Annotated in this window: 21 protein-coding genes and 1 pseudogene; 15 read left to right on the top strand and 7 right to left on the bottom strand. The window is 72.4% G+C overall.

All coding sequences use genetic code 11. The annotated features are described in order from the left end of the window. Window positions 1-11 precede the first annotated feature (11 nt). Complete coding sequence (locus OIB37_RS07845; protein ID WP_330456798.1) at window positions 12-1,022, bottom strand: hypothetical protein; 1,011 nt, start codon at window positions 1,020-1,022, stop codon at window positions 12-14. 150 nt (window positions 1,023-1,172) lie between these two features. On the opposite strand from OIB37_RS07845, the gene OIB37_RS07840 reads away from it, so the two are divergent. Beyond that, a complete protein-coding gene (locus tag OIB37_RS07840; protein ID WP_330456797.1) occupies window positions 1,173-1,904 on the top strand; it encodes an SseB family protein in 732 nt (243 codons plus the stop codon). 97 nt (window positions 1,905-2,001) lie between these two features. On the opposite strand, the gene OIB37_RS07835 is transcribed toward OIB37_RS07840, so the two are convergent. After that, complete coding sequence (locus tag OIB37_RS07835) at window positions 2,002-2,358, bottom strand: DUF1844 domain-containing protein (protein WP_330456796.1); 357 nt, start codon at window positions 2,356-2,358, stop codon at window positions 2,002-2,004. 363 nt (window positions 2,359-2,721) lie between these two features. On the opposite strand from OIB37_RS07835, the pseudogene infC reads away from it, so the two are divergent. From infC to OIB37_RS07785, 10 genes and pseudogenes are all read left to right on the top strand, one after another. Beyond that, window positions 2,722-3,448 (top strand): annotated as a pseudogene (gene infC / locus OIB37_RS07830) (translation initiation factor IF-3). Between the two features lie 112 nt (window positions 3,449-3,560). After that, window positions 3,561-3,755 carry a 50S ribosomal protein L35 gene (gene rpmI / locus OIB37_RS07825; RefSeq protein ID WP_006374321.1) on the top strand — a complete coding sequence of 65 codons (195 nt, stop codon included), beginning with the start codon at window positions 3,561-3,563 and terminating at the stop codon, window positions 3,753-3,755. A gap of 108 nt (window positions 3,756-3,863) precedes the next feature. Next, window positions 3,864-4,247 carry a 50S ribosomal protein L20 gene (gene rplT, locus OIB37_RS07820; protein WP_330456795.1) on the top strand — a complete coding sequence of 128 codons (384 nt, stop codon included), beginning with the start codon at window positions 3,864-3,866 and terminating at the stop codon, window positions 4,245-4,247. A gap of 260 nt (window positions 4,248-4,507) precedes the next feature. Next, the gene (locus tag OIB37_RS07815) at window positions 4,508-5,368 is read left to right on the top strand and encodes a TrmH family RNA methyltransferase (RefSeq protein ID WP_330456794.1); all 861 of its coding nucleotides are present in this window, start codon (window positions 4,508-4,510) and stop codon (window positions 5,366-5,368) included. 50 nt (window positions 5,369-5,418) lie between these two features. Next, window positions 5,419-6,564, top strand: a complete 1,146-nt coding sequence (locus OIB37_RS07810) for a sensor histidine kinase (protein ID WP_330456793.1) — start codon at window positions 5,419-5,421, stop codon at window positions 6,562-6,564. 158 nt (window positions 6,565-6,722) lie between these two features. Beyond that, window positions 6,723-7,844, top strand: coding sequence for a phenylalanine--tRNA ligase subunit alpha (gene pheS / locus OIB37_RS07805; protein WP_330456792.1), 1,122 nt, complete (start codon window positions 6,723-6,725; stop codon window positions 7,842-7,844). Continuing rightward, a complete protein-coding gene (gene pheT / locus OIB37_RS07800; protein WP_330456791.1) occupies window positions 7,844-10,357 on the top strand; it encodes a phenylalanine--tRNA ligase subunit beta in 2,514 nt (837 codons plus the stop codon). Before pheS ends, pheT begins: the two co-directional genes overlap by 1 nt. Window positions 10,358-10,605: 248 nt before the next feature. Then, window positions 10,606-11,715, top strand: coding sequence for a PP2C family protein-serine/threonine phosphatase (locus tag OIB37_RS07795; protein WP_330456790.1), 1,110 nt, complete (start codon window positions 10,606-10,608; stop codon window positions 11,713-11,715). Between the two features lie 245 nt (window positions 11,716-11,960). Continuing rightward, on the top strand, window positions 11,961-13,319 hold the full coding sequence (locus tag OIB37_RS07790; protein ID WP_330456789.1) for a transcriptional regulator: 1,359 nt from the start codon (window positions 11,961-11,963) through the stop codon (window positions 13,317-13,319). Between the two features lie 57 nt (window positions 13,320-13,376). Next, on the top strand, window positions 13,377-13,931 hold the full coding sequence (locus OIB37_RS07785) for an NUDIX hydrolase (protein WP_330456788.1): 555 nt from the start codon (window positions 13,377-13,379) through the stop codon (window positions 13,929-13,931). A 250-nt stretch (window positions 13,932-14,181) separates the two neighbouring features. Here OIB37_RS07785 and OIB37_RS07780 read toward each other — a convergent pair whose 3' ends face one another. Then, window positions 14,182-14,439: a hypothetical protein gene (locus OIB37_RS07780; protein ID WP_330456787.1), complete on the bottom strand. Its 258-nt coding sequence runs from the start codon at window positions 14,437-14,439 to the stop codon at window positions 14,182-14,184. 219 nt (window positions 14,440-14,658) lie between these two features. Continuing rightward, the gene (locus tag OIB37_RS07775) at window positions 14,659-15,528 is read right to left on the bottom strand and encodes a 3-hydroxybutyryl-CoA dehydrogenase (RefSeq protein ID WP_330456786.1); all 870 of its coding nucleotides are present in this window, start codon (window positions 15,526-15,528) and stop codon (window positions 14,659-14,661) included. Between the two features lie 167 nt (window positions 15,529-15,695). Between OIB37_RS07775 and OIB37_RS07770 the strand changes: the two genes are divergently transcribed. Beyond that, window positions 15,696-16,955 carry a glycoside hydrolase family 10 protein gene (locus tag OIB37_RS07770; RefSeq protein WP_330456785.1) on the top strand — a complete coding sequence of 420 codons (1,260 nt, stop codon included), beginning with the start codon at window positions 15,696-15,698 and terminating at the stop codon, window positions 16,953-16,955. Between the two features lie 25 nt (window positions 16,956-16,980). Here the strand turns inward: OIB37_RS07770 and OIB37_RS07765 are convergent, their stop codons facing one another. Together OIB37_RS07765 and OIB37_RS07760 are read right to left on the bottom strand one after the other, a co-directional pair. Beyond that, a complete protein-coding gene (locus tag OIB37_RS07765; RefSeq protein WP_330456784.1) occupies window positions 16,981-17,187 on the bottom strand; it encodes a DUF1918 domain-containing protein in 207 nt (68 codons plus the stop codon). 20 nt (window positions 17,188-17,207) lie between these two features. Beyond that, window positions 17,208-18,188, bottom strand: a complete 981-nt coding sequence (locus tag OIB37_RS07760; RefSeq protein WP_330456783.1) for a DMT family transporter — start codon at window positions 18,186-18,188, stop codon at window positions 17,208-17,210. On the opposite strand from OIB37_RS07760, the gene OIB37_RS07755 reads away from it, so the two are divergent. The 3 genes from OIB37_RS07755 to OIB37_RS07745 all read left to right on the top strand — a co-directional run bounded on the left by OIB37_RS07755 (window position 18,187) and on the right by OIB37_RS07745 (window position 20,955). After that, complete coding sequence (locus OIB37_RS07755; protein ID WP_330456782.1) at window positions 18,187-19,632, top strand: aminotransferase-like domain-containing protein; 1,446 nt, start codon at window positions 18,187-18,189, stop codon at window positions 19,630-19,632. The two genes, OIB37_RS07760 and OIB37_RS07755, sit on opposite strands and share 2 nt — an antisense overlap. A 184-nt stretch (window positions 19,633-19,816) precedes the next feature. Further along, a complete protein-coding gene (locus tag OIB37_RS07750; RefSeq protein WP_330456781.1) occupies window positions 19,817-20,254 on the top strand; it encodes a GNAT family N-acetyltransferase in 438 nt (145 codons plus the stop codon). A gap of 107 nt (window positions 20,255-20,361) precedes the next feature. Further along, window positions 20,362-20,955 (top strand): histidine phosphatase family protein, encoded by a 594-nt coding sequence (locus tag OIB37_RS07745; protein ID WP_330456780.1) that lies wholly within the window; start codon window positions 20,362-20,364, stop codon window positions 20,953-20,955. Here the strand turns inward: OIB37_RS07745 and OIB37_RS07740 are convergent. Continuing rightward, a complete protein-coding gene (locus OIB37_RS07740) occupies window positions 20,937-21,380 on the bottom strand; it encodes a DUF6314 family protein (RefSeq protein WP_330461789.1) in 444 nt (147 codons plus the stop codon). The two genes, OIB37_RS07745 and OIB37_RS07740, sit on opposite strands and share 19 nt — an antisense overlap. Between the last annotated feature and the right edge of the window lie 480 nt (window positions 21,381-21,860).

Below are 21,860 nucleotides of genomic sequence, written 5' to 3'. Positions count from 1 at the left end.
CACCCCGCCCGCTACGACCCCGAGGTGAACCCCGACACCGCCGCCTTCGCGGTGGCCTCCACCAGCGCGACCCCCTCCGCCTGGCTCGATGTTCCCCGGGACAGCACCGCCACCAGGTAGGCGCCCCCGTCCACCGGCACCCGCCCGATGCTGTTCACCACCCACAGCCCGGTCGTACTCCGCGGCAGCCATCCGTTCTTCAGCGCCGGGGAGCCCCCCGTGGCAGCGGCCGAGACACCCCACCGCTGATCGGGTTCGACGGACGCCATCAAGGCGCGCACATACTTCCGCGACGCGGCACTCAGCTCCGGCCGCCAGGCCTTCCGCCCCTTTCCCCCGCTCCGCTCCTTCTCGCCGAACACCTGCCGCAGCAGCGTCAGCTGGTCCGCGGCGGTCGTCTGCGTCAGCCCCCACAGCTCGCCCTGACCGCCGGAGGTCCCCCGCAGTCCGAACCGCGCGTTCGCCGCGTCCAGCCCCGCCGACCGCCCGATCGTGTGCCACAGCGCCGTGGCGGAGGCGTTGTCGCTGTTCTCGATCATCTTCGCGGCGTACGACCGCTCGGCCGCCGTCAGCCGCCGGCCCGCGTCCTGGGCCTGGAGCAGCAGCGCCGCCAGGATGTCGACCTTGACGATGCTCGCCGTGTCGAAGGCCGTGTCCCCGGACACCGCGCCGGCACCGGAGTCCAGGTCCAGCACCGCCGCCGACACCTGCGCACCGGACGGCACCCGCACCGACCGCACCGCCTGGCGCAGCACCGCCTTCCGGTCCACCGCCGGGGGCTCGCTCACGGGTACCACCGTCCCCTCCTCGCGCGCCGGGGCCGAGGAGGAGGCCGCCGGTGACGCCGCCGACGATACGGCGCCCGCGTCGGAGTGCGCCCGCGCCCTCACGCAGACCGTGCCGCCGGCCGTGACCGCGCCCATGGCGGCGACGGCGAGCGCGGCGCGCAGGACGGGACGGCACCGGGCAGGGCGGGCGTGGGGACGGGCGCGGCGCCGGGGGAGGGTCTCGGAGGGCTCCATGCCCGCGATGCTCGGGGCGCCGCCTGTGCGTACCGTCGGTCCCGCGTGAGATCCGCGTCAGGGAATGCTGAGATTCCCGTGAGGGCGGTGAGCGCCGGGTTCCCGGCCCCGGACCAGCCCGGTGGCCACCCCCCTATAGGGTCGGTGACCGTGGCGAACAAGAACATTCCAGACCCCGGCTTCTCCGACGACGACGGCTCCGCCGACCCCCGGCTGAGCGCCGCGCTCGCCGCCTGGGCCGAGGACCGCGGCGCCCTGGGCCCCGTCCTGGAGGCGCTGAAGGGCGCACGGCTGCTCGTCCCCGTCGTCGCCGTCCTGGGCGAGGTCGAGGAGGACGAGAACGGACTGCGCCGCGAGAAGACGAGCGACATGGCCGTACCCACGCTGAAGGCCGCCGGCCGCGTCGCGCTGCCCGCTTTCACCTCCACCGAGTCGCTGGCCCGCTGGGACCCGGAGGCCCGGCCCGTCGCCGTTCCGCTGCACCAGGCCCTGCAGGCCGCCGCGCACGAGAAGGCGGACACCGTGGTGCTGGACCTCGCGGGCCCGGTGCCCTTCGAGCTGACCGGTCCGGCACTGCTCGCGCTCGCCGAGGGCCGCACCAGCACCGACCCGCTCACCGACCCGGCCGTCCTGGCCGCGGTCCGTGCCGCCGTGGCCGCCGAGCCCGCCGTACTGCGCGCCCACCTCGGGCCCGGCCAGGCCGACGGCACCCTCGCCCTCGTCCTCGATCCGTCCACCGTGCCCGCCGAGGCCGCCCGCGCGGTCGCCGAGCGGCTGGCCGCCGACGAAACGCTGAGGGCCCGCCTGGTGCGCGGCCTCGACCTGGCACTGCTGCCGGCCGGGACCACGCCTCCGGGCGAGCCCTTGTTCGTACGAGGGTGAAGCTGTCGCGGTGACCCGTGGGAACCGGCGAGGGTGTGCCTTCCGGACGGTGCCGGGGTCACGGGGTCCGGCACGCCCGCCCGGAAGGCGGGCCCCGCTAGCCGTAGACCGGGCCGGTGTACTTCTCGCCGGGGCCGTGGCCCGGGTCGTCGGGGACGAGGGAGGCCTCGCGGAAGGCCAGCTGGAGCGACTTCAGGCCGTCGCGCAGCGGGGCCGCGTGGAAGGAGCTGATCTCCGTCGTGCTCGCGTCCAGCAGGCCGGCGAGCGCGGTGATCAGCTTGCGGGCCTCGTCCAGGTCCTTGTACTTCTCGCCCTCCTCGCTCAGCCCGAGCTTCACGGCGGCGGCGCTCATCAGGTTGACGGCGACCGTGACGATCACCTCGACGGCGGGGACCTCGGCGATGTCCCGGGTCATCGCGTCGAAATCGGCGTTCTCGGGAGGGGTTTCACTCATGCCCCACACGATAGGCGCCGAGCGGGTCCGGGCCCCAGTTGGCCTCGGTTAGCCGTTCCCGCCCGGAGCTGCTAACCTTGTGTGACGACCGGCCGGACACGTATGCCTCACGGCGAGCGATCCGGCCCACAAGTGGAGGCTTCGAACTCCCACCTGACTGCCTTCCGGGGCGGCGGGTCACCGGTCAGACGGATCCGTCGCCTCAGGCGATGGAGATCCGTCCGAAAGTACGCCCCGCGGTCATCGCGGCGGTGGTCCGGTAGTTCGAGGAACCCCGCCTGTGATCGTCCGGGGCATTTTTTATGCGTCGGCGCGGTTAGGTCTTACGAACACAGACGTTACGCGGCTGTCCGCCAGACCGCCGTGTGGTGCTAACCGAGGAGGATCCATCAGCGCCGAGCCCCGCATCAACGACCGGATTCGCGTTCCCGAGGTGCGACTTGTCGGTCCCAGTGGCGAGCAGGTGGGCATCGTCCCCCTGGCCAAGGCACTGGAGCTTGCGCAGGAGTACGACCTTGACCTGGTCGAGGTGGCGGCGACAGCCCGTCCGCCCGTGTGCAAGCTCATGGACTACGGGAAGTTCAAGTACGAGTCGGCCATGAAGGCCCGTGAGGCGCGCAAGAACCAGGCGCACACGGTCATCAAGGAGATGAAGCTCCGGCCGAAGATCGACCCGCACGACTATGACACCAAGAAGGGTCACGTCGTCCGGTTCCTCAAGCAGGGCGACAAGGTCAAGATCACGATCATGTTCCGCGGTCGTGAGCAGTCCCGCCCCGAGCTGGGCTACCGACTGCTGCAGCGTCTCGCGGAGGACGTCCAGGACCTCGGTTTCGTGGAGTCGAACCCGAAGCAGGACGGCCGCAACATGATCATGGTCCTCGGTCCGCACAAGAAGAAGACCGAGGCGATGGCCGAGGCTCGTCAGGCGCAGGAAGCCCGCAAGGCTGACGCGAAGGCCAACCCCGGCCGCTCGCAGAACGCCGCGGACACCGACGACGTCGAGGAGTCCGAGGTCGCCGAGGCCCCTGCCGAGGTTTCCACCGAGGCCCCTGCCGAGGCTTCCGCCGAGGCTTCCGCCGAGGCGTGATCCCGGGGGACGCGAGTCCCCAGAGGATGTAACCGATACAAGAGCGACGCTCCACCGTGCCCGGTTTCACGACCGGGCACCGGAGCGCCACCGACGAGGAGATAACGGCGCTATGCCGAAGAACAAGTCGCACAGCGGTGCCAGCAAGCGCTTCAAGATCACCGGCTCCGGCAAGGTGCTCCGCGAGCGCGCCGGCAAGCGCCACCTGCTCGAGCACAAGTCGTCTCGCGTGACGCGCCGCCTCACCGGCACCGCCGAGATGGCCCCGGGCGACGCCGCGAAGATCAAGAAGCTTCTCGGCAAGTGACGTGAGCGGCGCTCACACCGAGCGTCGTACGTCAGCACCGGGACCCAAACATTTCCGGGTCGTGCGAGTCTGAGTCCACTCCACGGCCCCGCTACAAGGAGTTAAAAAGTGGCACGCGTCAAGCGGGCAGTCAACGCCCACAAGAAGCGCCGGGCGATCCTCGAGGCGGCCTCCGGCTACCGTGGTCAGCGTTCGCGCCTGTACCGCAAGGCCAAGGAGCAGGTCACCCACTCGCTGGTCTACAACTACAACGACCGCAAGAAGCGCAAGGGCGACTTCCGTCAGCTGTGGATCCAGCGCATCAACGCCGCTGCCCGCGCCAACGGCATCACCTACAACCGCTTCATCCAGGGTCTGAAGGCCGCGAACATCGAGGTCGACCGCAAGATCCTGGCCGAGCTGGCCGTCAACGACATCAACGCCTTCGCGGCGCTGGTCGAGGCCGCGCAGAAGGCGCTGCCGGCGGACGTCAACGCCCCCAAGGCTGCCTGACGCCGCACCGGCTCCAGGCCGATGTGACTGTATGGACCCGCAGGCTGTCATGGCCTGCGGGTCCTGCTGTTGGGGCCTCGCCTTTCCTTCCGGCCCGCGGGCCGGTGGGGGCCGGCTCCTCCCACGCGGCGGATTCCGGCCCGCGCCCCTGACGGAGCCGCGGCGCCGTCGGCTTCACGGCACCCGGCGAGCGCCGGTGAGCGAAACTGGTGTCGCAGCCCGAGACCCGCTGCGCGTTCCGAAGTTGAGGTGACTTTCAGATGCCCCCCGTCAGCCCCGAGCTGATTTCCCCCCGCTCCGTCCGCGTGAGCGCCGCACGGCGGCTCGCCAAGCGGAACTTCCGGGGCAAGGACCGGCTGTTCCTGGCCGAGGGGCCGCAGGCCGTGCGGGAGGCCGCCGCGCACCGGTCCGACGGGCAGGCGACGCTCGTGGAGCTGTTCTCCACCGTCGAGGCCGCCGAGCGCTACGCCGAGATCATCGGCGCGGCCCGTGAGGCCGGCGCCCGGGTGCACCTCGCCTCCGAAGAGGTCATCGCGGACATCTCCACCACCGTCACCCCGCAGGGTCTCGTCGGGGTCTGCCGGTTCCTGGACACCCCGTTCGAGGCCATCCTCGCCGCCCGCCCCAAGCTCGTCGCGGTCCTCGCCAACGTCCGCGACCCCGGCAACGCCGGAACCGTGCTGCGCTGCGCCGACGCCGCCGGCGCCGAGGCCGTCATCCTCACCGACGCCTCCGTCGACCTGTACAACCCCAAGTCCGTCCGCGCCTCCGTGGGCTCCCTCTTCCACCTGCCCGTCGCCGTGGGCGTGCCCGTCGAGGAGGCCGTGGACGAGCTCAGGAAGGCCGGGGTGCGCATCCTCGCCGCCGACGGGGCCGGCGACCGCGACCTCGACGAGGAGCTGGACCGGGGCACGATGGGCGGCCCGACCGCCTGGGTGTTCGGCAACGAGGCCTGGGGGCTGCCCGAGGAGACCCGCGTCCTCGCCGACTCCGTCGTACGCGTGCCCATCCACGGGAAGGCCGAGAGCCTGAACCTCGCCACGGCCGCCGCCGTATGTCTCTACGCGTCGGCGCGTGCACAGCGCGCCTCCGGAGGGTGCCGCTCCGTCACCGCGAGCTAGTAGGGTGACGAACTCGGGGCCCTGCGCCGGCTGAGAGGTGGGGTACGGGGATGAGTGTGGTCGGCACGAGCACTGCGCCGGACGGGCGGGACGTGCGCCGCACACCCGCGCCCCGGCCCGACGACCCCACCGGAGCCGGACTCGGCGTCGACCCCGACCAGCTGCCCGACGGCCTCGTCGTCGCCGACGAGCACGGCCGGGTGATCTGCTTCAACTCCGCCGCCGCGCGCATCACCGCCGTCCCCGCCGCCGACGCCCTCGGTGAACCTCTGGAGAAGGCCCTGCCCCTGGAGGACCTGGAGGGCCGGCGCTGGTGGCAGCTCACCGACCCCTACGGCGGCCTCGCCATCCGGGTACGGCAGCCCGAGCGCAACCTGCTGCTGCCCGGCGGCCGGGAGGTGCTCGCCAGCGCCCGGTACGTGCGCGCCGAACCCCTCGGACCCGTGCGGCGCGTCGTCGTCACCCTCCGCGACACCGAGGCCCGCCGCCGCACCGAGCGCAGCCACGCCGAGCTGATCGCCACCGTCGCCCACGAGCTGCGCTCCCCGCTGACCTCCGTGAAGGGCTTCACCGCCACGCTGCTCGCCAAGTGGGAGCGGTTCACCGACGACCAGAAGCGGCTGATGCTGGAGACCGTGGACGCCGACGCCGACCGCGTCACCCGGCTCATCGCCGAACTGCTCGACATCTCCCGGATCGACTCCGGCCGCCTCGAGGTACGCCGCCAGCCCGTCGACATCGGCGCGGCCGTCGGCCGGCACATCCAGGCCTACGTGGCCGCGGGACAGCCCGCCGACCGCTTCCTGCTGCGCATCGAGCAGCCGCTGCCCGTCCTGTGGGCCGACCCCGACAAGGTCGACCAGGTGCTGAGCAACCTGCTGGAAAATGCCGTGCGGCACGGCGAGGGAACCGTCACCATTGGCATCACGCCCTCGGCTTCCCCCCGTGAGGGAGAGGAAACCGGCACGTCGGTCACGGTGAGCGACGAGGGGCCCGGCATCCCGGAGGAGTCCATGAACCGCGTCTTCACCCGCTTCTGGCGGGGCAGCAAGCGCGGCGGCACCGGCCTCGGGCTGTACATCGTCAAGGGCATCGTCGAGGCCCACGGCGGCACCATCATGGTCGGCCGCGCCGCGGGCGGTGGTGCCGAGTTCCGATTTACGTTGCCCGTGAGCGTCCCTGCCTTCATGGCCTGAGGCGCTCGCGGGCGCATTCGCGTTCTCCAACCCCGTTAGACTCGGCCTTTGGCACCTTTGTGTCCCACTGACGCCGGACGGACCGGACGGACCAGACGGGTTCCGCCCACGAGCCGTGACGGGGACCTTCAGCCAGCCAATCGGAAGCACGGGAAGAGATGTCGGCACCGAATAAGTCGTACGACCCTGTAGAGGTCGAGGCCTTGAAACCGGAAGAGATCGAGCGCATGCGGGACGAGGCGTTCGCCGCCTTCGCCGCCGCGGGCACCCTCGACGCGCTCCAGGAGGCCAAGGTCGCCCACACCGGCGGCACCTCGCCGCTGGCTCTCGCCAACCGCGAGATCGGCGCGCTGCCCCCGCACGCCAAGGCCGCCGCCGGCAAGCTGGTGGGGCAGGCCCGCGGCGCCGTGAACAAGGCGCTCGGCGGCCGCCAGGCCGAGCTGGAGGCGGAGCGGGACGCCCGCGTGCTGGTAGAGGAGGACGTCGACGTCACGCTGCCGTACGACCGCGTCCCGGCCGGCGCCCGGCACCCGCTGACCACGTTCTCGGAGCGCATCGAGGACGTCTTCGTGGCCATGGGCTACGAGGTCGCCGAGGGCCCCGAGGTCGAGGCCGAGTGGTTCAACTTCGACGCCCTCAACATCGGCCCGGACCACCCGGCCCGTGGCGAGGCCGACACGTTCTTCGTGCGCGGCGAGCGCGGCGGCACCGAGTCCGGCGTCGTACTGCGCACCCACACCTCTCCCGTCCAGATCCGCTCCCTGCTCAGCCGTGAGCTGCCGGTGTACGTGATCTGCCCGGGCCGCGTGTACCGCACGGACGAGCTGGACGCCACGCACACCCCGGTCTTCCACCAGGTCGAGCTGCTCGCCATCGACGAGGGCCTGACCATGGCCGACCTCAAGGGCACCCTCGACCACATGGTCCAGGCGCTGTTCGGCGAGGGCATGAAGACCCGGCTCCGGCCGAACTTCTTCCCCTTCACCGAGCCGTCCGCCGAGATGGACATGCTCTGCTACGTCTGCAAGGGCGAGTCCGTCGGCAACCCCGACCGCCCCTGCCGCACCTGCTCCAGCGAGGGCTGGATCGAGCTGGGCGGCTGCGGCATGGTCAACCCCAAGGTGCTGGCCGCCTGCGGCGTCGACCCGGAGAAGTACAGCGGGTTCGCCTTCGGTTTCGGCATCGAGCGGATGCTGATGTTCCGCCACAACGTCGAAGACATGCGAGACATGGTCGAGGGTGACATCCGGTTCACCCGGCCGTTCGGGATGGAGATCTGATGCGGGTCCCGCTTTCTTGGCTGCGGGAGTACGTCGACCTGCCGGCGACGGAGACCGGGCGCGACGTCCAGGCCAAGCTCATTTCGTCAGGCCTCGAGGTCGAGACCGTCGAGCAGCTCGGCGCCGACCTCAAGGGGCCGCTCGTCGTCGGCCAGGTGCTGACCATCGAGGAGCTGGAGGGCTTCAAGAAGCCGATCCGCTTCTGCACCGTCGACGTCGGCACCGCCAACGGCACCGGTGAGCCCCAGGAGATCGTCTGCGGCGCCCGCAACTTCTCCGTCGGCGACAAGGTCGTCGTGGTCCTCCCCGGCGCCGAGCTGCCCGGCGGCTTCGCGATCGCCGCGCGCAAGACGTACGGCAGGACCTCCCACGGCATGATCTGCTCGGGCGACGAGCTGGGCATGGGCGACGACGGCAGCCACGGCATCATCGTGCTGCCGCCGGAGACCGAGACCGGCCGCGACGCCATCGAGCTGCTGGAGCTGGTCGACGAGGTCCTGGACATCGCCGTCACCGCCAACCGCGGCGACTGCCTGTCCCTGCGCGGCGTCGCCCGCGAGCTCGCCATCGCCTACGGCCTGCCGCTGCGCGACCCTGCCCTGATCGACGTACCGGCCCCGAACGCCTTCGGCCACCCGGTCCAGGTCTCCGACCCCGTCGGCTGCGACCGCTTCACCGCGCGCACCGTCACCGGTCTGAGCCCCGAGGCACGCTCCCCGATCTGGCTCCGGCGCCGGCTGCAGAAGGTCGGCATGCGCCCGGTCTCGCTCGCCGTCGACGTCACGAACTACGTGATGATGGAGCTGGGCCAGCCCCTGCACGCCTACGACCGCAAGCTGGTCGAGGGCACGATCGGCGTGCGCCGGGCCGCGGAGGGCGAGAAGCTCGTCACCCTCGACGGCGTCGAGCGCAAGCTGCACGCCGAGGACCTGGTCATCACCGACGAGCGCGGCCCGATCGGCCTCGCCGGTGTCATGGGCGGCGCCGACACGGAGATCGCCGACCACGACGACGAGGCGCACTCGACCACGGACGTGGTCATCGAGGCCGCCCACTTCGACGCCGTCTCGATCGCCCGTACGGCCCGCCGTCACAAGCTGTCCTCGGAGGCGTCCCGCCGCTTCGAGCGCGGCGTCGACCCGCGGGCCGCCGCGGCCGCCGCCCAGCGGACCGTGGACCTGCTGGTCCTGCTCGCGGGCGGCACGGCCGAGGCGGGCGTCACCGAGGTCCTCGCGGCCTCCGCGCCCCGCACGATCGTCATGCCGGCCGGTCACCCGGACCAGGTCGCGGGCGTCGTCTACGGCCGTGAGACCGTCGTCCGCCGCCTCCAGGAGATCGGCTGCGACGTCATCGGGCAGGACGAGCTCACCGTCACCGTCCCGTCCTGGCGGCCCGACCTGACCGAGCCGAACGACCTCGCCGAAGAGGTCATCCGGCTGGAGGGCTACGAGAACCTGCCCTCCACGCTGCCCAAGCTCCCCTCGGGGCGTGGCCTGACCCGCCACCAGCGGCTGCACCGCCGGGTGGGCCGGGCGCTGGCCGGCGCGGGCTACATCGAGGCGCCGAGCTACCCGTTCGTCGGGGAGCAGGTCTTCGACCAGCTCGGCCTGGAGAAGGACGACCCCGCCCGGCGTGTCGTCAAGCTGGCCAACCCGCTCAACGACGAGGAGCCCGCGCTCCGTACGACGCTGCTGCCGGGCCTGCTCGGCGCTCTGCGGCGCAACGACGGCCGCGGCTCGCACGACCTGGCACTGTTCGAGACGGGCCTGGTCTTCCAGCCCCGCGAGGAGCAGCGTGCCGGCGTGCACCTCACGGTCGACCGGCGTCCCACCGACGAGGAGATCGCCGAGCTGAACGCCGCGCTGCCCGAGCAGCCGCGCCACGTCGCGGCCGTCCTCGCGGGCGCCCGCGAGCAGGCCGGCTGGTGGGGCAAGGGCCGCCCGGCCGACTGGGCCGACGCGATCGAGGCGGCGCGTGCCGTCGCGCGTGAGGCCGGTGCCGACCTGATCGTGCGCAAGGGCCAGTACGGTCCCTGGCACCCGGGCCGCTGCGCCGAGTTCGCGGTCGTCGCCGACGGCGCGGAGAAGGTCGTCGGCCATGCCGGCGAGCTGCACCCGCGGGTCGTCAAGGCGCTGGGCCTGCCCGAGCGCACCTGCGCGATGGAGCTGGACCTGGACGCGCTGGAGGTCGCCGGTGACGGCACCCCGCAGGCGCCGTCCATCTCCTCCTTCCCGGTCGCGACGCAGGACGTCGCCCTCGTGGTGGACAAGCCGGTGCCGGCCGTGGAGGTCGAGGCCGCGCTGCGTGAGGGCGCGGGTGAACTCCTGGAGTCCATCCGGCTGTTCGACGTGTACGAGAACGCCGCGCAGCTGGGCGACGGGAAGAAGTCGCTGGCGTACGCGCTGCGCTTCCGCGCGGCCGACCGGACGCTGACCGTCGACGAGGCGTCGGCCGCCCGGGACGCCGCCGTGGCGCTCGCGGGTGAGCGGACCGGGGCCGTGCTCCGGGGCTGATCGCCCCCGGGTTCGCGTTCGTCGGCCGGCCGCGGGTTCTCCGCGGCCGGCCGCACGGTTTCCCGGCCTCCGGCGGGCTGCCGCCGCCGTGCGCCGCATAAATGCGGTCCGGCCCGCCGGAGATCACTCGATCGGGTGGGAGTCGGGCGTGATCCGGCTCTTTCCGGCCACGCGTGTGAACAGAATCGGACCGGCCTTTCGGGGCCGGTCCGTCTGCATTGCCGGCGTCCACATGGGGGACCAGTGGCATGATCCGCATCACGGCACAGACACCCACCGCACGGAGCGCCGTACTGCCCCTGGTCTGGGGTGGTGTGGCGGTCGCCTATCCGGTGGGCTGCCCGCTCGCCCAGCAGCAGGGGCTCGGTGCGCGCGTCGTCACCAGCACCGTGTTCTTCGTGGTCGGTACGGGTCTCATATGCCAGGTCCGCCGCGCCCTGCTGCGGGAACTCCGGCAGGCCCGCAGGGTCGCTGGCGCCGCCCAGAGCGTGCTGCTGCGGCCCCCGCCGCCCCGTCTCGACGGACTGCACGTGGCCGCCGCCCAGTTGTCGGCCGAGCGGGGTGCGAGCATCGGCGGTGATCTGTACGAGGCCGTGGCCACCGAGTACGGCGTCCGCGTGATCATGGGTGACGTACGCGGCCATGGACTCGCGGCCCTCGGTACCGTCGCCGCCGTGCTGGGCAGCTTCCGCGAGGCCGCCCACGACGAGCCCGAACTCGGGCGCGTGCTGGGGCGGTTGGAGCGGGCCCACGCCCGCCATCTGCGCGAGCGATCCCGCGCCGACCATCCGGCGAACGGCCGGGACCCCGGGCCGCCGGTCGCCGAGGAGTTCGTCACCCTCCTGCTCCTGGAGATCGCCCACGACGGCGAGGTGCGCGCGCTCAACTGCGGCCACCCCTGGCCGTACCTGCTCAGTGGCACCCGCGTGGAGCCCCTCACCGACGCCGAACCGCTGCCGCCCCTGGGCCCGTTCCCGCTGCCGGCGGATCTGCGGCCCGACCGCTGCGGTCACCTGCTGCCCGGCGAGTCGCTGGTGCTCTTCACGGACGGCGCGGAGGACGCGAGGGATTCCAGGGGGCGGTTCTTCTCGCTGCCCGCAGCGCTGCGCGAGATCGTAAGCGGGCAGCCGGCCACACCGCAGACGCCGCAGACGCCGCAGACGGTGCTCCGGGCGGTCTTCGAGGCTCTGTCGGGCCATACGGGCGGCCGCCGTCCCACGGACGACGTCGCCGTCCTGGTCCTGCGCAACGACCGAAGGCAGGCCCCGGGCCCGGAGGCACGGGACGGCGACGTGTACGACTCCGCCGCGCGGGCACGACCGGCTCCCACCGGTCCCCGGTCCGCGACGCGCGGCTGACCACATCGGGCAGCCGCGCCGGGCAGCCATGTCGGGCAGTCACATCGGGCAGCCGCGCCCGGCCAAGCCGCCGCTTCAGGAGGGGGAGCCGGCGGCTTGGCCGTCCTCTCGCGAGGCACCTCAGTCAACCGGCACACCACGTTCCGCGACAGCGCGCGCACGCTCCGGATGCGCGCATTCCGTTCACACCCCGTGTGAACCCGGAGTCACTACGCTGGCGACACCAAGCCACTCGGGGGCCACTCATGCAGCCCAACACTCTGCTCGACGCGATCCTGGACGAGGCGGGGATCTCGCACGCCGGTCTCGCGGCCCACGTCAACCAGGCGGGCCGCAGACGCGGCCTCGCGCTCCGGTACGAACACACCGCCGTGGCCCGCTGGTTGAAGGGCCAGCGGCCCCGTGGCCAGGTGCCCGACCTGATCTGCGAGGTGCTCGCCGCGCGCCTGCAACGACCGGTCACCCTGGACGACATCGGCCTGGGGGTGCCCGGCGAGCCGGCCACCGCGCTCGCCGGTTCGCTGTCCGGCTTCGTGGAACGGGCCACCGCGCTGTGGCGTTCCGACGAACAGCAGCGCCCGCATGTGCTCGGCGCGCCGGCCGTGACCGGCACGCCCGCCGTGATGCCGGTGTGGGAGTGGGAGAACCCGCCCGAGGACGTGGACGTCTCGCGCGGCGGCCGGAACCGGGTCACCCCGGCCGACATCGAGATGCTGCGCGCCGCCCGCGCCCACTACGAGCAGATGTACCGCAAGGCCGGCGGCATAGCGACCCGCACCCGGATCGTCGGCTTCCTCAACACCGAGGCGGCCCCCCTGCTGCGCGGCAGCTACACCGACGCGACGGGCCGTCAACTGCACCGTGCCACCGGCGGGTTGGTCGCCATCGCGGGCATCTGCGCCTACGACTCCGACGCGCACGGACTCGCCCAGCGCTACTTCCACCAGGCGCTCAGACTGGCAAAGGCCAGCGGGGACAGGGGACTGGGGGCCTACGTCATCGCCCTGCTGGTCAACCAGTCGCTGTTCATGCGGCAGTACCGGCAGGCCGTCGCCTTCGCCGAGGCCGCGCTGCGCGCCGCCGGCCGGCACATCACCCCGGCCCTCGCCTCCGACCTGTACGCGATGCAGGCCAAGGCGTACGCCCACCTAGGCGATTCGGGCAGCGCGCTGTCCTGCATCCGGCGTGCGGAGACGGCCGCCGAACGCATCCGGCGCGGACACGAGCCCGACGAAACCGGATACGTCCAACCGGGCCTGGTCAACGTCCAGGTGGCCGAGGCGCTACTCAGCCTCGGGGAGCTCGCCGCGGCCCGGGAGCACGCGGCCGCCGCGGTCGACAACCCCGCGCACGACCGCGGCCGGGTGCACCGGCTCGCCATGCTCAGCACGATCGAACTGCGCCAGGGCAACGCCGAGAACGCGGTGGCCACGGCCGTACAGATGGCCGAGCAGGCCCGGGGGATGGAGTCGCAGCGGCTGCGCGACAGACTCCGCGCGGTACGCGAGCACCTGGCCCGCTGCGGCTCGGCCGGCACCGCCGAAGCCGCCGAACTCATCGACGGAGCACTGCGCGTACCCCTCCAAGGTCCACGCGCCCTGTAGGCCCGAAGAAGTCCCTGCTGCGATATTGCCACTTACTCGTCGGAAGGTGGCAGAACCGTGCAGTGGACGAAACAGAACGAACAAACTGTGTACGCAAACCGCTGGTTCAGCGTCAATCTCGCGGATGTCGAGCTCCCGGACGGCCGGCACCTGGATCACTTCCTCATCCGGCTGCGCCCGGTCGCCGTCGCCACGGTGGTCAACGAGTCGGACGAGGTCCTGCTCCTGTGGCGCCACCGGTTCATCACCGACAGCTGGGGCTGGGAACTGGCCGCGGGGGTCGTGGAGGACGGCGAGGACATCGCGAGCGCGGCCGCCAGGGAGATGGAGGAGGAGACCGGCTGGCGGCCGGGGCCCCTGCACCACCTGATGACGGTGGAGCCGTCCAACGGCCTCACCGACGCCCGGCACCACATCTACTGGTCGGACCGCGGCGAGTACGTCGGTCACCCCGTGGACGACTTCGAGTCGGACCGCCGGGAATGGGTCCCGCTCAAAGTCGTCCCCGACCTGATCGCCCGTGGGGAGGTGCCGGCCGCCAACATGGCGGCCGCGTTACTCCTGCTGCACCACCTCAGGCTCGCCGAAGAGGACAGGCCCGCGCGGGGCTAGGGTCTTTCTTCCGGATCAGGCCGGCTCCGGTCTGCGGTGCCTTCTGGCCGGCCCGAGCGGGGTCTGGTGCGTGCGGCTGCAAGGCGGGGGAGGGAGTCGACGCGGCGCGATGGGGGTCCCTCCCTGCTCGAGCGAAGCCGAGAGCTTGGGGGAGAGTGACGACAACGCCGCTGGGGGTACCCCCTGCTCGCAGAGCTTGGGGGAGTGCGTGCCAGACCCCGCGACCCCGGCAAGATCCGGAAGAGAGGCCCTAGCGGGCCAGGGCCTGCCAGACGGCCACGGCGAGCGCTCCCAAGGCGGTGAGCGCGGCGACCGAGGGGAGCGGCCAGCGTGTGTGCTCCAGGGACGTCATGCGGGAGTTCAGCTCGTCCAGTTCCTTGGCGCTCTCCTCGGTGCGATGGCTGAGCAGGGCCAGCCCTCCCTCGACACGCGCGTAGGCGACGTCGAGGCGGCGGCGTAACTCTGCGAGTTCTCCGTGAACCACGGGATGCTCCGGGTCGATGGTCACGGTCCACTCCTTTCCATGGTCGGATGCACGGGTTCCGCATCCCTTGCATGTGCATGGAGAGTCAACTCGCCTGGTGGGCGCGTGGGGAGCGTGTGCGAGGGGCATATGCGGGCCCGGCGCGCACACGGTGTGTGAAACGGACGGGCCCGGCACCGAAGTCCGGTGCCGGGCCCGCAGTCGTCGCAGCCGGTAGTCAGCCGCGATCGCGAAAGCCTGTCATCAGCCGTAGTTGTAGAACCCGGAGCCGGACTTGCGGCCCAGCCGTCCCGCCTCGACCATGCGCTGGAGCAGCGGGGGAGCGGCGTACAGCGGCTCCTTGTACTCCGTATACATGGAGTTGGCGATGGAGACGATGGTGTCCAGGCCGATCAGGTCGGCCAGCCGCAGCGGGCCCATCGGGTGGGCGCAGCCCATCTCCATGCCGTTGTCGATGTCCTCGCGGCTCGCGATGCCCGACTCGAACATGCGGATCGCGGACAGCAGGTAGGGCACCAGCAGCGCGTTGACGACGAACCCGGAGCGGTCCTGGGCGCGGATGGCGTGCTTGCCCAGCACCTTCTCGGCGAAGATCTGGGCCCGGCTCAGGGTGCCCTCGGAGGTGGTGAGGGCCGGGATCAGCTCGACCAGGTTCTGCACCGGGGCCGGGTTGAAGAAGTGGATGCCGACGACGTGGTCGGGGCGCGAGGTCGTGACCGCCAGCTTCACCAGCGGGATGGAGGAGGTGTTGGAGGCGAGGATCGCGTCCGGGCGGGTCACCACCTGGTCGAGCACCTGGAAGATCTCGGTCTTCACCTGCTCGTTCTCCACGACGGCCTCGATGACCAGGTCGCGGTCGGCGAACTCGCCGAGGTCGGTGGTGAAGCTCAGCCGCGCCTGCGAGGCGTCCCGCTCCTCCTCGCTGATCTTGCCGCGTTCGGCGGCCTTGGCCAGGGAGTTGAACAGCCGGGTACGGCCGATCTCCAGGGCCTCGCCGGTGGTCTCGGCGACCTTCACGTCCAGCCCCGCACGAGCGCACACCTCGGCGATGCCCGCGCCCATCTGACCACAGCCGACGACCCCGACGCGTGCAATGTCCGTGCTGCCCGTCACATCGTTCCCTTCGCTGGTTCTCCGGCATCGGCGGGACACCGGGTTCGGCGTCCGCCTCCGCTCGCACGTTACCGCCAAGTATCGATGATCGATCGGGCGGGTGGGGGGCATCCTAATGCGCGGGACGATCCGTGACGGCGCGGATCCGGAGCGTATGGGGGTGTGCGATGAGGCGGATGTCACGGCGGGCGTTCACGCTGGCGGCGCTGTCCACGCCGGCGATGGTCCAGGGGGCGGTGGCGGCCCAGGAGGCGGTGGCGGCACCGCAGGACGGTCCGCGGGGCCCGCGTCCGCGCGCGGCGGCGCGGATGCGGGGCGTGTGGCTGGCGACGGTGGACAACCGGGACTGGCCGTCGCGGCCGGGCCTCGACGCCGCCGCGCAGCGCCGGGAACTGACCGACCACCTCGACAGAGCGGTCCGGGACCGGCTCAACACGGTGATCCTCCAGGTGCGGCCCACGGCGGACGCCCTGTGGCCCTCGCCGTACGAGCCCTGGTCCGAGTACCTCACCGGCACGCAGGGCAAGGACCCCGGCTGGGACCCGCTCGGCACCGCGGTAGAGGAGGCCCACGCCCGGGGCCTGGAATTGCACGCCTGGTTCAACCCGTACCGGATCGCCAACCACGCCGACCCTGGCCGCCTGACCCCCGCGCACCCCGCGCGCAGGCACCCGGACTGGGTGGTGACCTACGGCGGGAAGCTCTACTACAACCCCGGCCTGCCCGAGGTCCGCGCCTTCGTACGGCGGGCGATGCTCGACGCGGTCGCCCGGTACCCCGTCGACGCCGTCCACTTCGACGACTACTTCTACCCCTACCCGGTCGCCGGCCAGACCTTCGACGACGACGCCGCCTACGACCGCTACGGCGGCGCCTTCGCCGGCCGGGCCGCGTGGCGCCGCGACAACATCGACAAGCTGGTCAGGGAGATGGCTGCGGGCATCGGACGGGTCCGGCCCGGCACCCGGTTCGGGATCAGCCCCTTCGGGGTGTGGCGCAACGCCGTCACCGACCCCCGCGGCTCGGACACGCGGGCGGGCGTGCAGACGTACGACGACCTGTACGCGGACACCCGCAAGTGGGTCCGCGAGCACTGGATCGACTACGTCGTCCCGCAGATCTACTGGAACATCGGCTTCGCCGCCGCCGACTACGCCGTACTCCTCGCCTGGTGGGCGGCGGTGGCCAAGGGGACCCGGACACACCTGTACGCCGGCGAGGCCCTGTACAAGGCGGGAGCCGCCGGGCAGCCGCCGGCCTGGCAGGACCCGGCCGAGCTGTCCCGGCACCTCACCCTCGCCGCCCGGTATCCACAGGTGCGCGGGCACGTGTTCTTCGCCGCCGGGGACGTGGCGAGGGACCCCGTCGGCGCGATGGCGCGGGTGGTCGCCGACCACTACCGCAGGCCGGCGAGGCCACCGCGCTGAACCGCTGTCGGTTGCCCGCCGTCGGTTACTTCTGGTCTTCCTGGTGATGTTCCTCGTGCCGGACCTCACAGTCGGGTCCGGGAGACATCACGGCCTCGTGCCCGTCCTCGAAACGGACGCGGTACGGCGGATTGCCCTCGGTGCCCATCACTTCGACTACTTCAGAGACCTGGTCGTGTTGGCCGACCACCCTGCCGTGCTGAACAAGGTGATCGCCCTTGGATGCGCGCATCTGTCAGGCCCTCCTCACGGTCACGACCGTTGCGTGACGGCGATGCAGACGAGCACGGCGACGGCGGTCAGCGGAGCGGCCGCCGTGAGGTGCTCACCCAATAGCAACGCCGACCACACCAGTGTGAGCAGCGGCTGAGCCAACTGCAACTGGCTGGCCCGGGGGATGCCGACGGCCGCCATCCCCCGGTACCAGACGACCAGCCCGAGGAACTGCGAGCCGAGCGCCACCCACAGCAGACCGGCCACCCCGTACCCCGTCAGACGCACCGGCTCGTACGACAGCGCCAGCACGGCACCCGGCACGCTCAGCGGCAGGCACAGCACCAGTGCCCAGCCGATGACCTGCCAGCCGGGCATCACCTTGGCGAGCCTGCCGCCCTCGGTGTAGCCGGCCGCGCACACCAGCAGCGCGCCGAACAGGTAGCCGTCGGCGGCCGTGAGGGCGCCGCCGCTCTGCGCGACGGTGAAGGCGAGCACCGCAGCCGCGCCCGCCAGAGCCGCCGTCCAGAACCGGCGCGAGGGGCGGGTGCCCATGCGCAGGGCGGACAGGGCGGCGGTGGTCAGCGGCAGCAGGCCCACCACGACCGCGGCGTGCGCGGTGGTGGACGTCTGGAGCGCGAGCGTGGTCAGCAGCGGGAAGCCGACCACCACCCCGGCCGCGACGACGGCGAGACCCGGCAGATGCCGGCGGGCGGGCAGTACCGACCGGAGCCCCGCCCCGCGGCGCCGGGGGAGCGTCCCCCGCCGACCGGGGCCGCACCCGCCCGCCGGTAACGTCCCCGCGGCCAGCAGACAGCCGCCCGCGACCAGCGCGGCGAGCACGCTGCGGAGGGCCACCAGCGACCAGGGGCCGAAACTCTCCAGGCCCCAGGCGGTGGCGGGAAAGGTGAGGGAGAAGGCGGCGACGCCGAGGGCGGCCTGCGCGGTACCGAGACCGCGGCGCTCGACGGCGGTGACCGCTATCGGCCTGGTCGTAGTAGCGCTACTCTGTGCTCTCATGCAAGAGCGTAGCAGCGTGGGTGAGTTGGCGGAACAGCTGCGGAGAGAGCTGGACCGCTACTCGCCAGGTGGAAAGCTGCCGTCGAGCAGGGCCCTGGTCGAGCGGTTCCGGGTGAGTCCGGTGACGGTCTCCCGGGCGCTCGCCCAGCTGGCCGCCGAGGGGCTGGTGGTGACCCGGCCCGGGGCCGGTGCCTTCCGGGCCCGGCCACGCACCACCGCCGAGCCCGCCGGGGACACCTCCTGGCAGGAGGTCGCCCTCAGCGCGGACGGAACCGCCGACCTCGTACCGCGTACGGTCGACGCCTCCGGAGTCACCGTCTGCCTCGCCGCGCCGCCGCCCGGCGTCCTGGAGTTCAACGGCGGCTATCCGCACCCCACCCTGCAGCCCGAGCGGGCCATGGCCGCGGCGCTCGCCCGCGCCGGCCGGCGGCCGGGCGCCTGGGGCAGGCCCCCGCTGGAGGGGCTGCCGGAGCTGCGGGAGTGGTTCGCGCGCGGCATCGGCGGGGCCGTCACGGCCGCCGAGGTGCTGATCGCGGCCGGCGGCCAGTCCGCGCTCGCCACCTCCCTGCGCGCGCTCGCCCCGCCCGGCGCCCCGGTCCTGGTCGAGTCGCCCACCTATCCGGGCATGCTGGCCATCGCCCGCGCGGCGGGCCTGCGCCCGGTCCCGGTCCCGGTGGACCCCGACGGCGTGCGCCCGGACCTGCTCGCCGACGCCTTCCGGGCCAGCGGCGCCAGGGTGTTCGTCTGCCAGCCGCTGTTCCAGAACCCGACCGGTGCCGTGCTGGCCCCCGGCCGCCGCGCCGAAGTGCTGCGCATCGCACGGTCGGCGGGCGCCTTCGTCGTCGAGGACGACTTCGTACGCCATCTCGTGCACGCGGACGCGGCCCCGCTGCCCCGCCCGCTGGCCGCCGACGACCCCGACGGCGTCGTCGTGTACGTCGGCTCGCTGACCAAGGCGACCTCGCCCAGTTTCCGGGTGAGCGCGCTGGCCGCGCGCGGGCCGGTGCTGGAACGCCTGCGCGCCATTCAGATCGTCGACACCTTCTTCGTGCCCCGGCCGCTCCAGGAGGCCGCCCTCGAACTCGTCGGCTCCCCGGCCTGGCCACGCCATCTGCGGTCCCTGTCGTCGGAGTTGAAGACCCGCCGCGATGCCATGACCGGCGCGCTCGCGCAACACCTGCCCGAACTCGCCCTGCCGCACATCCCGTCCGGCGGCTACCACCTCTGGCTGCGCCTGCCCGACGGCGCCGACGAGACGGCCCTGACGGCCGCGGCGCTGCGCGCGGGCGTCTCCCTCACCCCCGGCCGCCCCTACTTCAGCGCCGAACCCCCCGCCGCCCACATCCGGTTGAGCTTCGCGGCGGTGGCGGGCACCGGAGAGATCGCGGAGGGGGTACGACGGCTGCGGACGGCCTGCGGCGAGGTGTTCCGGGACCTGCGCTGACGGCCGGCGCGGGCGACGTCGGCAACACGGCGGAGTGGGAAACGTGTCAAGGCCGGGCAGCGCGGGGCAGCGCCGGGCCGTGCCGCACCGAGTCGTGCCGGGCAGCACCGGGTGACGCGTCAACGCCTGTGACCGGCGGGGGAATTGGTTCGACCGCGGCCCTCCCGCCTGCGAGGATCCCGTCATGAGCGATGCGCCCGCCCTGCCCGAGGGCTACGAGTTCTCCGCCGACACCGCCCGCGTCGACGTCGACCGCGTCCACCGCTGGCTGTCGACCAGCGCGTACTGGGCGATCGACCGCCCTCGCGAGACACATGAGCGGGCGATGGAGTCCTCGCTGAACTTCGGCGTGTACGCCACCGCCTCGGGCGAGCAGGTGGCGTACGCGCGCGTCGTGACCGACCAGGCGCTGTTCGCCTGGCTCGCCGACGTGTACGTCGACCCCTCGGTGCGCGGCAAGGGCGTCGGCACGGCGTTCGTCGGCCTCGTCCGGGACCACATGCGGCCCTACGGGCTGCGGCGCTTCCTGCTCGCCACGGAAGACGCGCACGGGGTGTACGAGAAGCTGGGCTTCACACCGCTGGAGCGGCCTGACCAGTGGATGGTGCACCTCTTCCAGTGACGGCCCGCCGATGGTGACCGGGCGCCCACAGTGAGCGTCCGTACACCCCAAGTAACTGCCCGGTAACAGCTCTTGACCCGCCCACATCCGGGGCACACCATCACGGCATGCCACTTCGGGTGACGTTCGTCGCCGCCGCACGCGGCTCCTCGCTGCTCGCGGAACGTTTCGAGGACGACCGGCCGCTGGACCAGGCGGGCTGGGACGAGGTGCAGTACGTCGCCGGGTATCTGCTGCCACTGGCGGCGGCCGAACTGCGCTACTGCTCCCCGACGCCACGCAGCCGCGCCACCGGCGACGCGCTCGGCTACGCCCCGCTGCTCCAACTCGCCCTGCGGGACTGCGACATGGGCCGCTGGCGCGGTCTGACGCTGGGTGAGGCGATGGCCCGCGAGCCGGAGGCGGTGGACGCCTGGCTCGCCGACCCGCGCTCCAGCCCGCACGGCGGTGAACCGCTGCTGGCCTTCATCTCCCGGGTCGGCGGCTGGCTCGACACCCGCCCGGTGGGCGACGGCGGCCGGATCGTCGCGGTCGCCGAGCCCTCGGTGATCCGCGCGGCACTGGTGTACGCGCTGAAGGCGCCGCCCGTCAGCTACTGGAACATAGACGTGCTCCCGCTGTCGACGACCACGGTGACGGGCCGCCCGGGCCGCTGGAGCCTCCGCCTCGACGGGATGTCCCCTCAGGTCTCGCGCACGTAGTCGGTGGTCAGCACCAGGTCCTTCGCCGGGCCGCCGACCCGCCAGACCGTACGCCAGTGGTCGGCGTCCCGGACGGTGAACTCGCCCCGGTAGAAGTCGGCCGCGCACGGATGGCCGGCGAGGCAGTGGCCCGTGGTCAGGTCCAGGTCGTGGAAGGGCCGCCCGTCCGCGAACCGTACGTCCGCCGTGCCGGGCGTCGCCCCGGGCAGGAACCGAAGGGTCCGGGTCGCGGGCCGCGACACGCCCTGCCAGGTGAACGTCCCGGACTCCTCGTGCAGCAGTCCGCCGTCGGGCAGCGGGACGAAGTCGGTGACGCCCTCGAAGCGCCCCGCGTCGTCGCCCGCCAGGTCCCGTACCTCCCGGGTCACCCGCCATCGGCCGGCCAGATGGGCCAGCACGTCGGCCACCGGCCAGAACTCGCCCATCACCGCCCCTTCCCGGACCGCCGGAAAGGGGGTCGGCGCATCCATGGCGTCGAGCTTACGGGGGCCCGTGTCGCGCAGGTGCCCTGCCCCGGGCCTCGCACGCACGGGGGCGGCCGCGGTCTCCTGTCGGCCTCGCCCCTTGGCCACGCCACCGCGAAGTGCTTCGCCTTGAAATCGCTCACCGGAAATGCCGGGTTTCCCGAGGTGGGGAAAATCGATCGCCCGATTCCAGAATCCGGAACCGGAAACGCGACGCGCTTCGGCAGGGTCGATGGAAGCAGAGAAACATGCGCACCGTACGCCACCGCTTGAGGGGCGCCTCCGCCGCGGTCGCCGTGTCCCGGCGGCAGGACGGGCCGCCGCTGGTGGCCAGTGGCCGGCGTCTGGTGGCAATTCGCCCGCGCCCGTCGCGGCACCCTTTACCTGCTGCTACTGAACTGGTTTCCTTCTCCTGCCGCCCATGTCATCGCCTTTCAGTTC

The organism is Streptomyces sp. NBC_00820, assembly GCF_036347055.1.
Taxonomy (GTDB): Bacteria; Actinomycetota; Actinomycetes; order Streptomycetales; family Streptomycetaceae; genus Streptomyces.
Note: the sequence above shows the minus strand (reverse complement) of the source record. Positions and strands in the feature narration are given on the sequence as shown.

Coding starts and splice junctions, on each gene's coding strand:
- OIB37_RS07845 (WP_330456798.1), bottom strand. CDS start 1,022: ATGGAGCCCTCCGAGACCCTCCCCCGGCGCCGCGCCCGTCCCCACGCC.
- OIB37_RS07835 (WP_330456796.1), bottom strand. CDS start 2,358: ATGAGTGAAACCCCTCCCGAGAACGCCGATTTCGACGCGATGACCCGG.
- rpmI (WP_006374321.1), top strand. CDS start 3,561: ATGCCGAAGAACAAGTCGCACAGCGGTGCCAGCAAGCGCTTCAAGATC.
- OIB37_RS07815 (WP_330456794.1), top strand. CDS start 4,508: ATGCCCCCCGTCAGCCCCGAGCTGATTTCCCCCCGCTCCGTCCGCGTG.
- OIB37_RS07810 (WP_330456793.1), top strand. CDS start 5,419: ATGAGTGTGGTCGGCACGAGCACTGCGCCGGACGGGCGGGACGTGCGC.
- pheS (WP_330456792.1), top strand. CDS start 6,723: ATGTCGGCACCGAATAAGTCGTACGACCCTGTAGAGGTCGAGGCCTTG.
- pheT (WP_330456791.1), top strand. CDS start 7,844: ATGCGGGTCCCGCTTTCTTGGCTGCGGGAGTACGTCGACCTGCCGGCG.
- OIB37_RS07795 (WP_330456790.1), top strand. CDS start 10,606: ATGATCCGCATCACGGCACAGACACCCACCGCACGGAGCGCCGTACTG.
- OIB37_RS07790 (WP_330456789.1), top strand. CDS start 11,961: ATGCAGCCCAACACTCTGCTCGACGCGATCCTGGACGAGGCGGGGATC.
- OIB37_RS07770 (WP_330456785.1), top strand. CDS start 15,696: ATGAGGCGGATGTCACGGCGGGCGTTCACGCTGGCGGCGCTGTCCACG.
- OIB37_RS07765 (WP_330456784.1), bottom strand. CDS start 17,187: ATGCGCGCATCCAAGGGCGATCACCTTGTTCAGCACGGCAGGGTGGTC.
- OIB37_RS07755 (WP_330456782.1), top strand. CDS start 18,187: ATGCAAGAGCGTAGCAGCGTGGGTGAGTTGGCGGAACAGCTGCGGAGA.
- OIB37_RS07760 (WP_330456783.1), bottom strand. CDS start 18,188: ATGAGAGCACAGAGTAGCGCTACTACGACCAGGCCGATAGCGGTCACC.
- OIB37_RS07750 (WP_330456781.1), top strand. CDS start 19,817: ATGAGCGATGCGCCCGCCCTGCCCGAGGGCTACGAGTTCTCCGCCGAC.
- OIB37_RS07745 (WP_330456780.1), top strand. CDS start 20,362: ATGCCACTTCGGGTGACGTTCGTCGCCGCCGCACGCGGCTCCTCGCTG.
- OIB37_RS07740 (WP_330461789.1), bottom strand. CDS start 21,380: ATGGGCGAGTTCTGGCCGGTGGCCGACGTGCTGGCCCATCTGGCCGGC.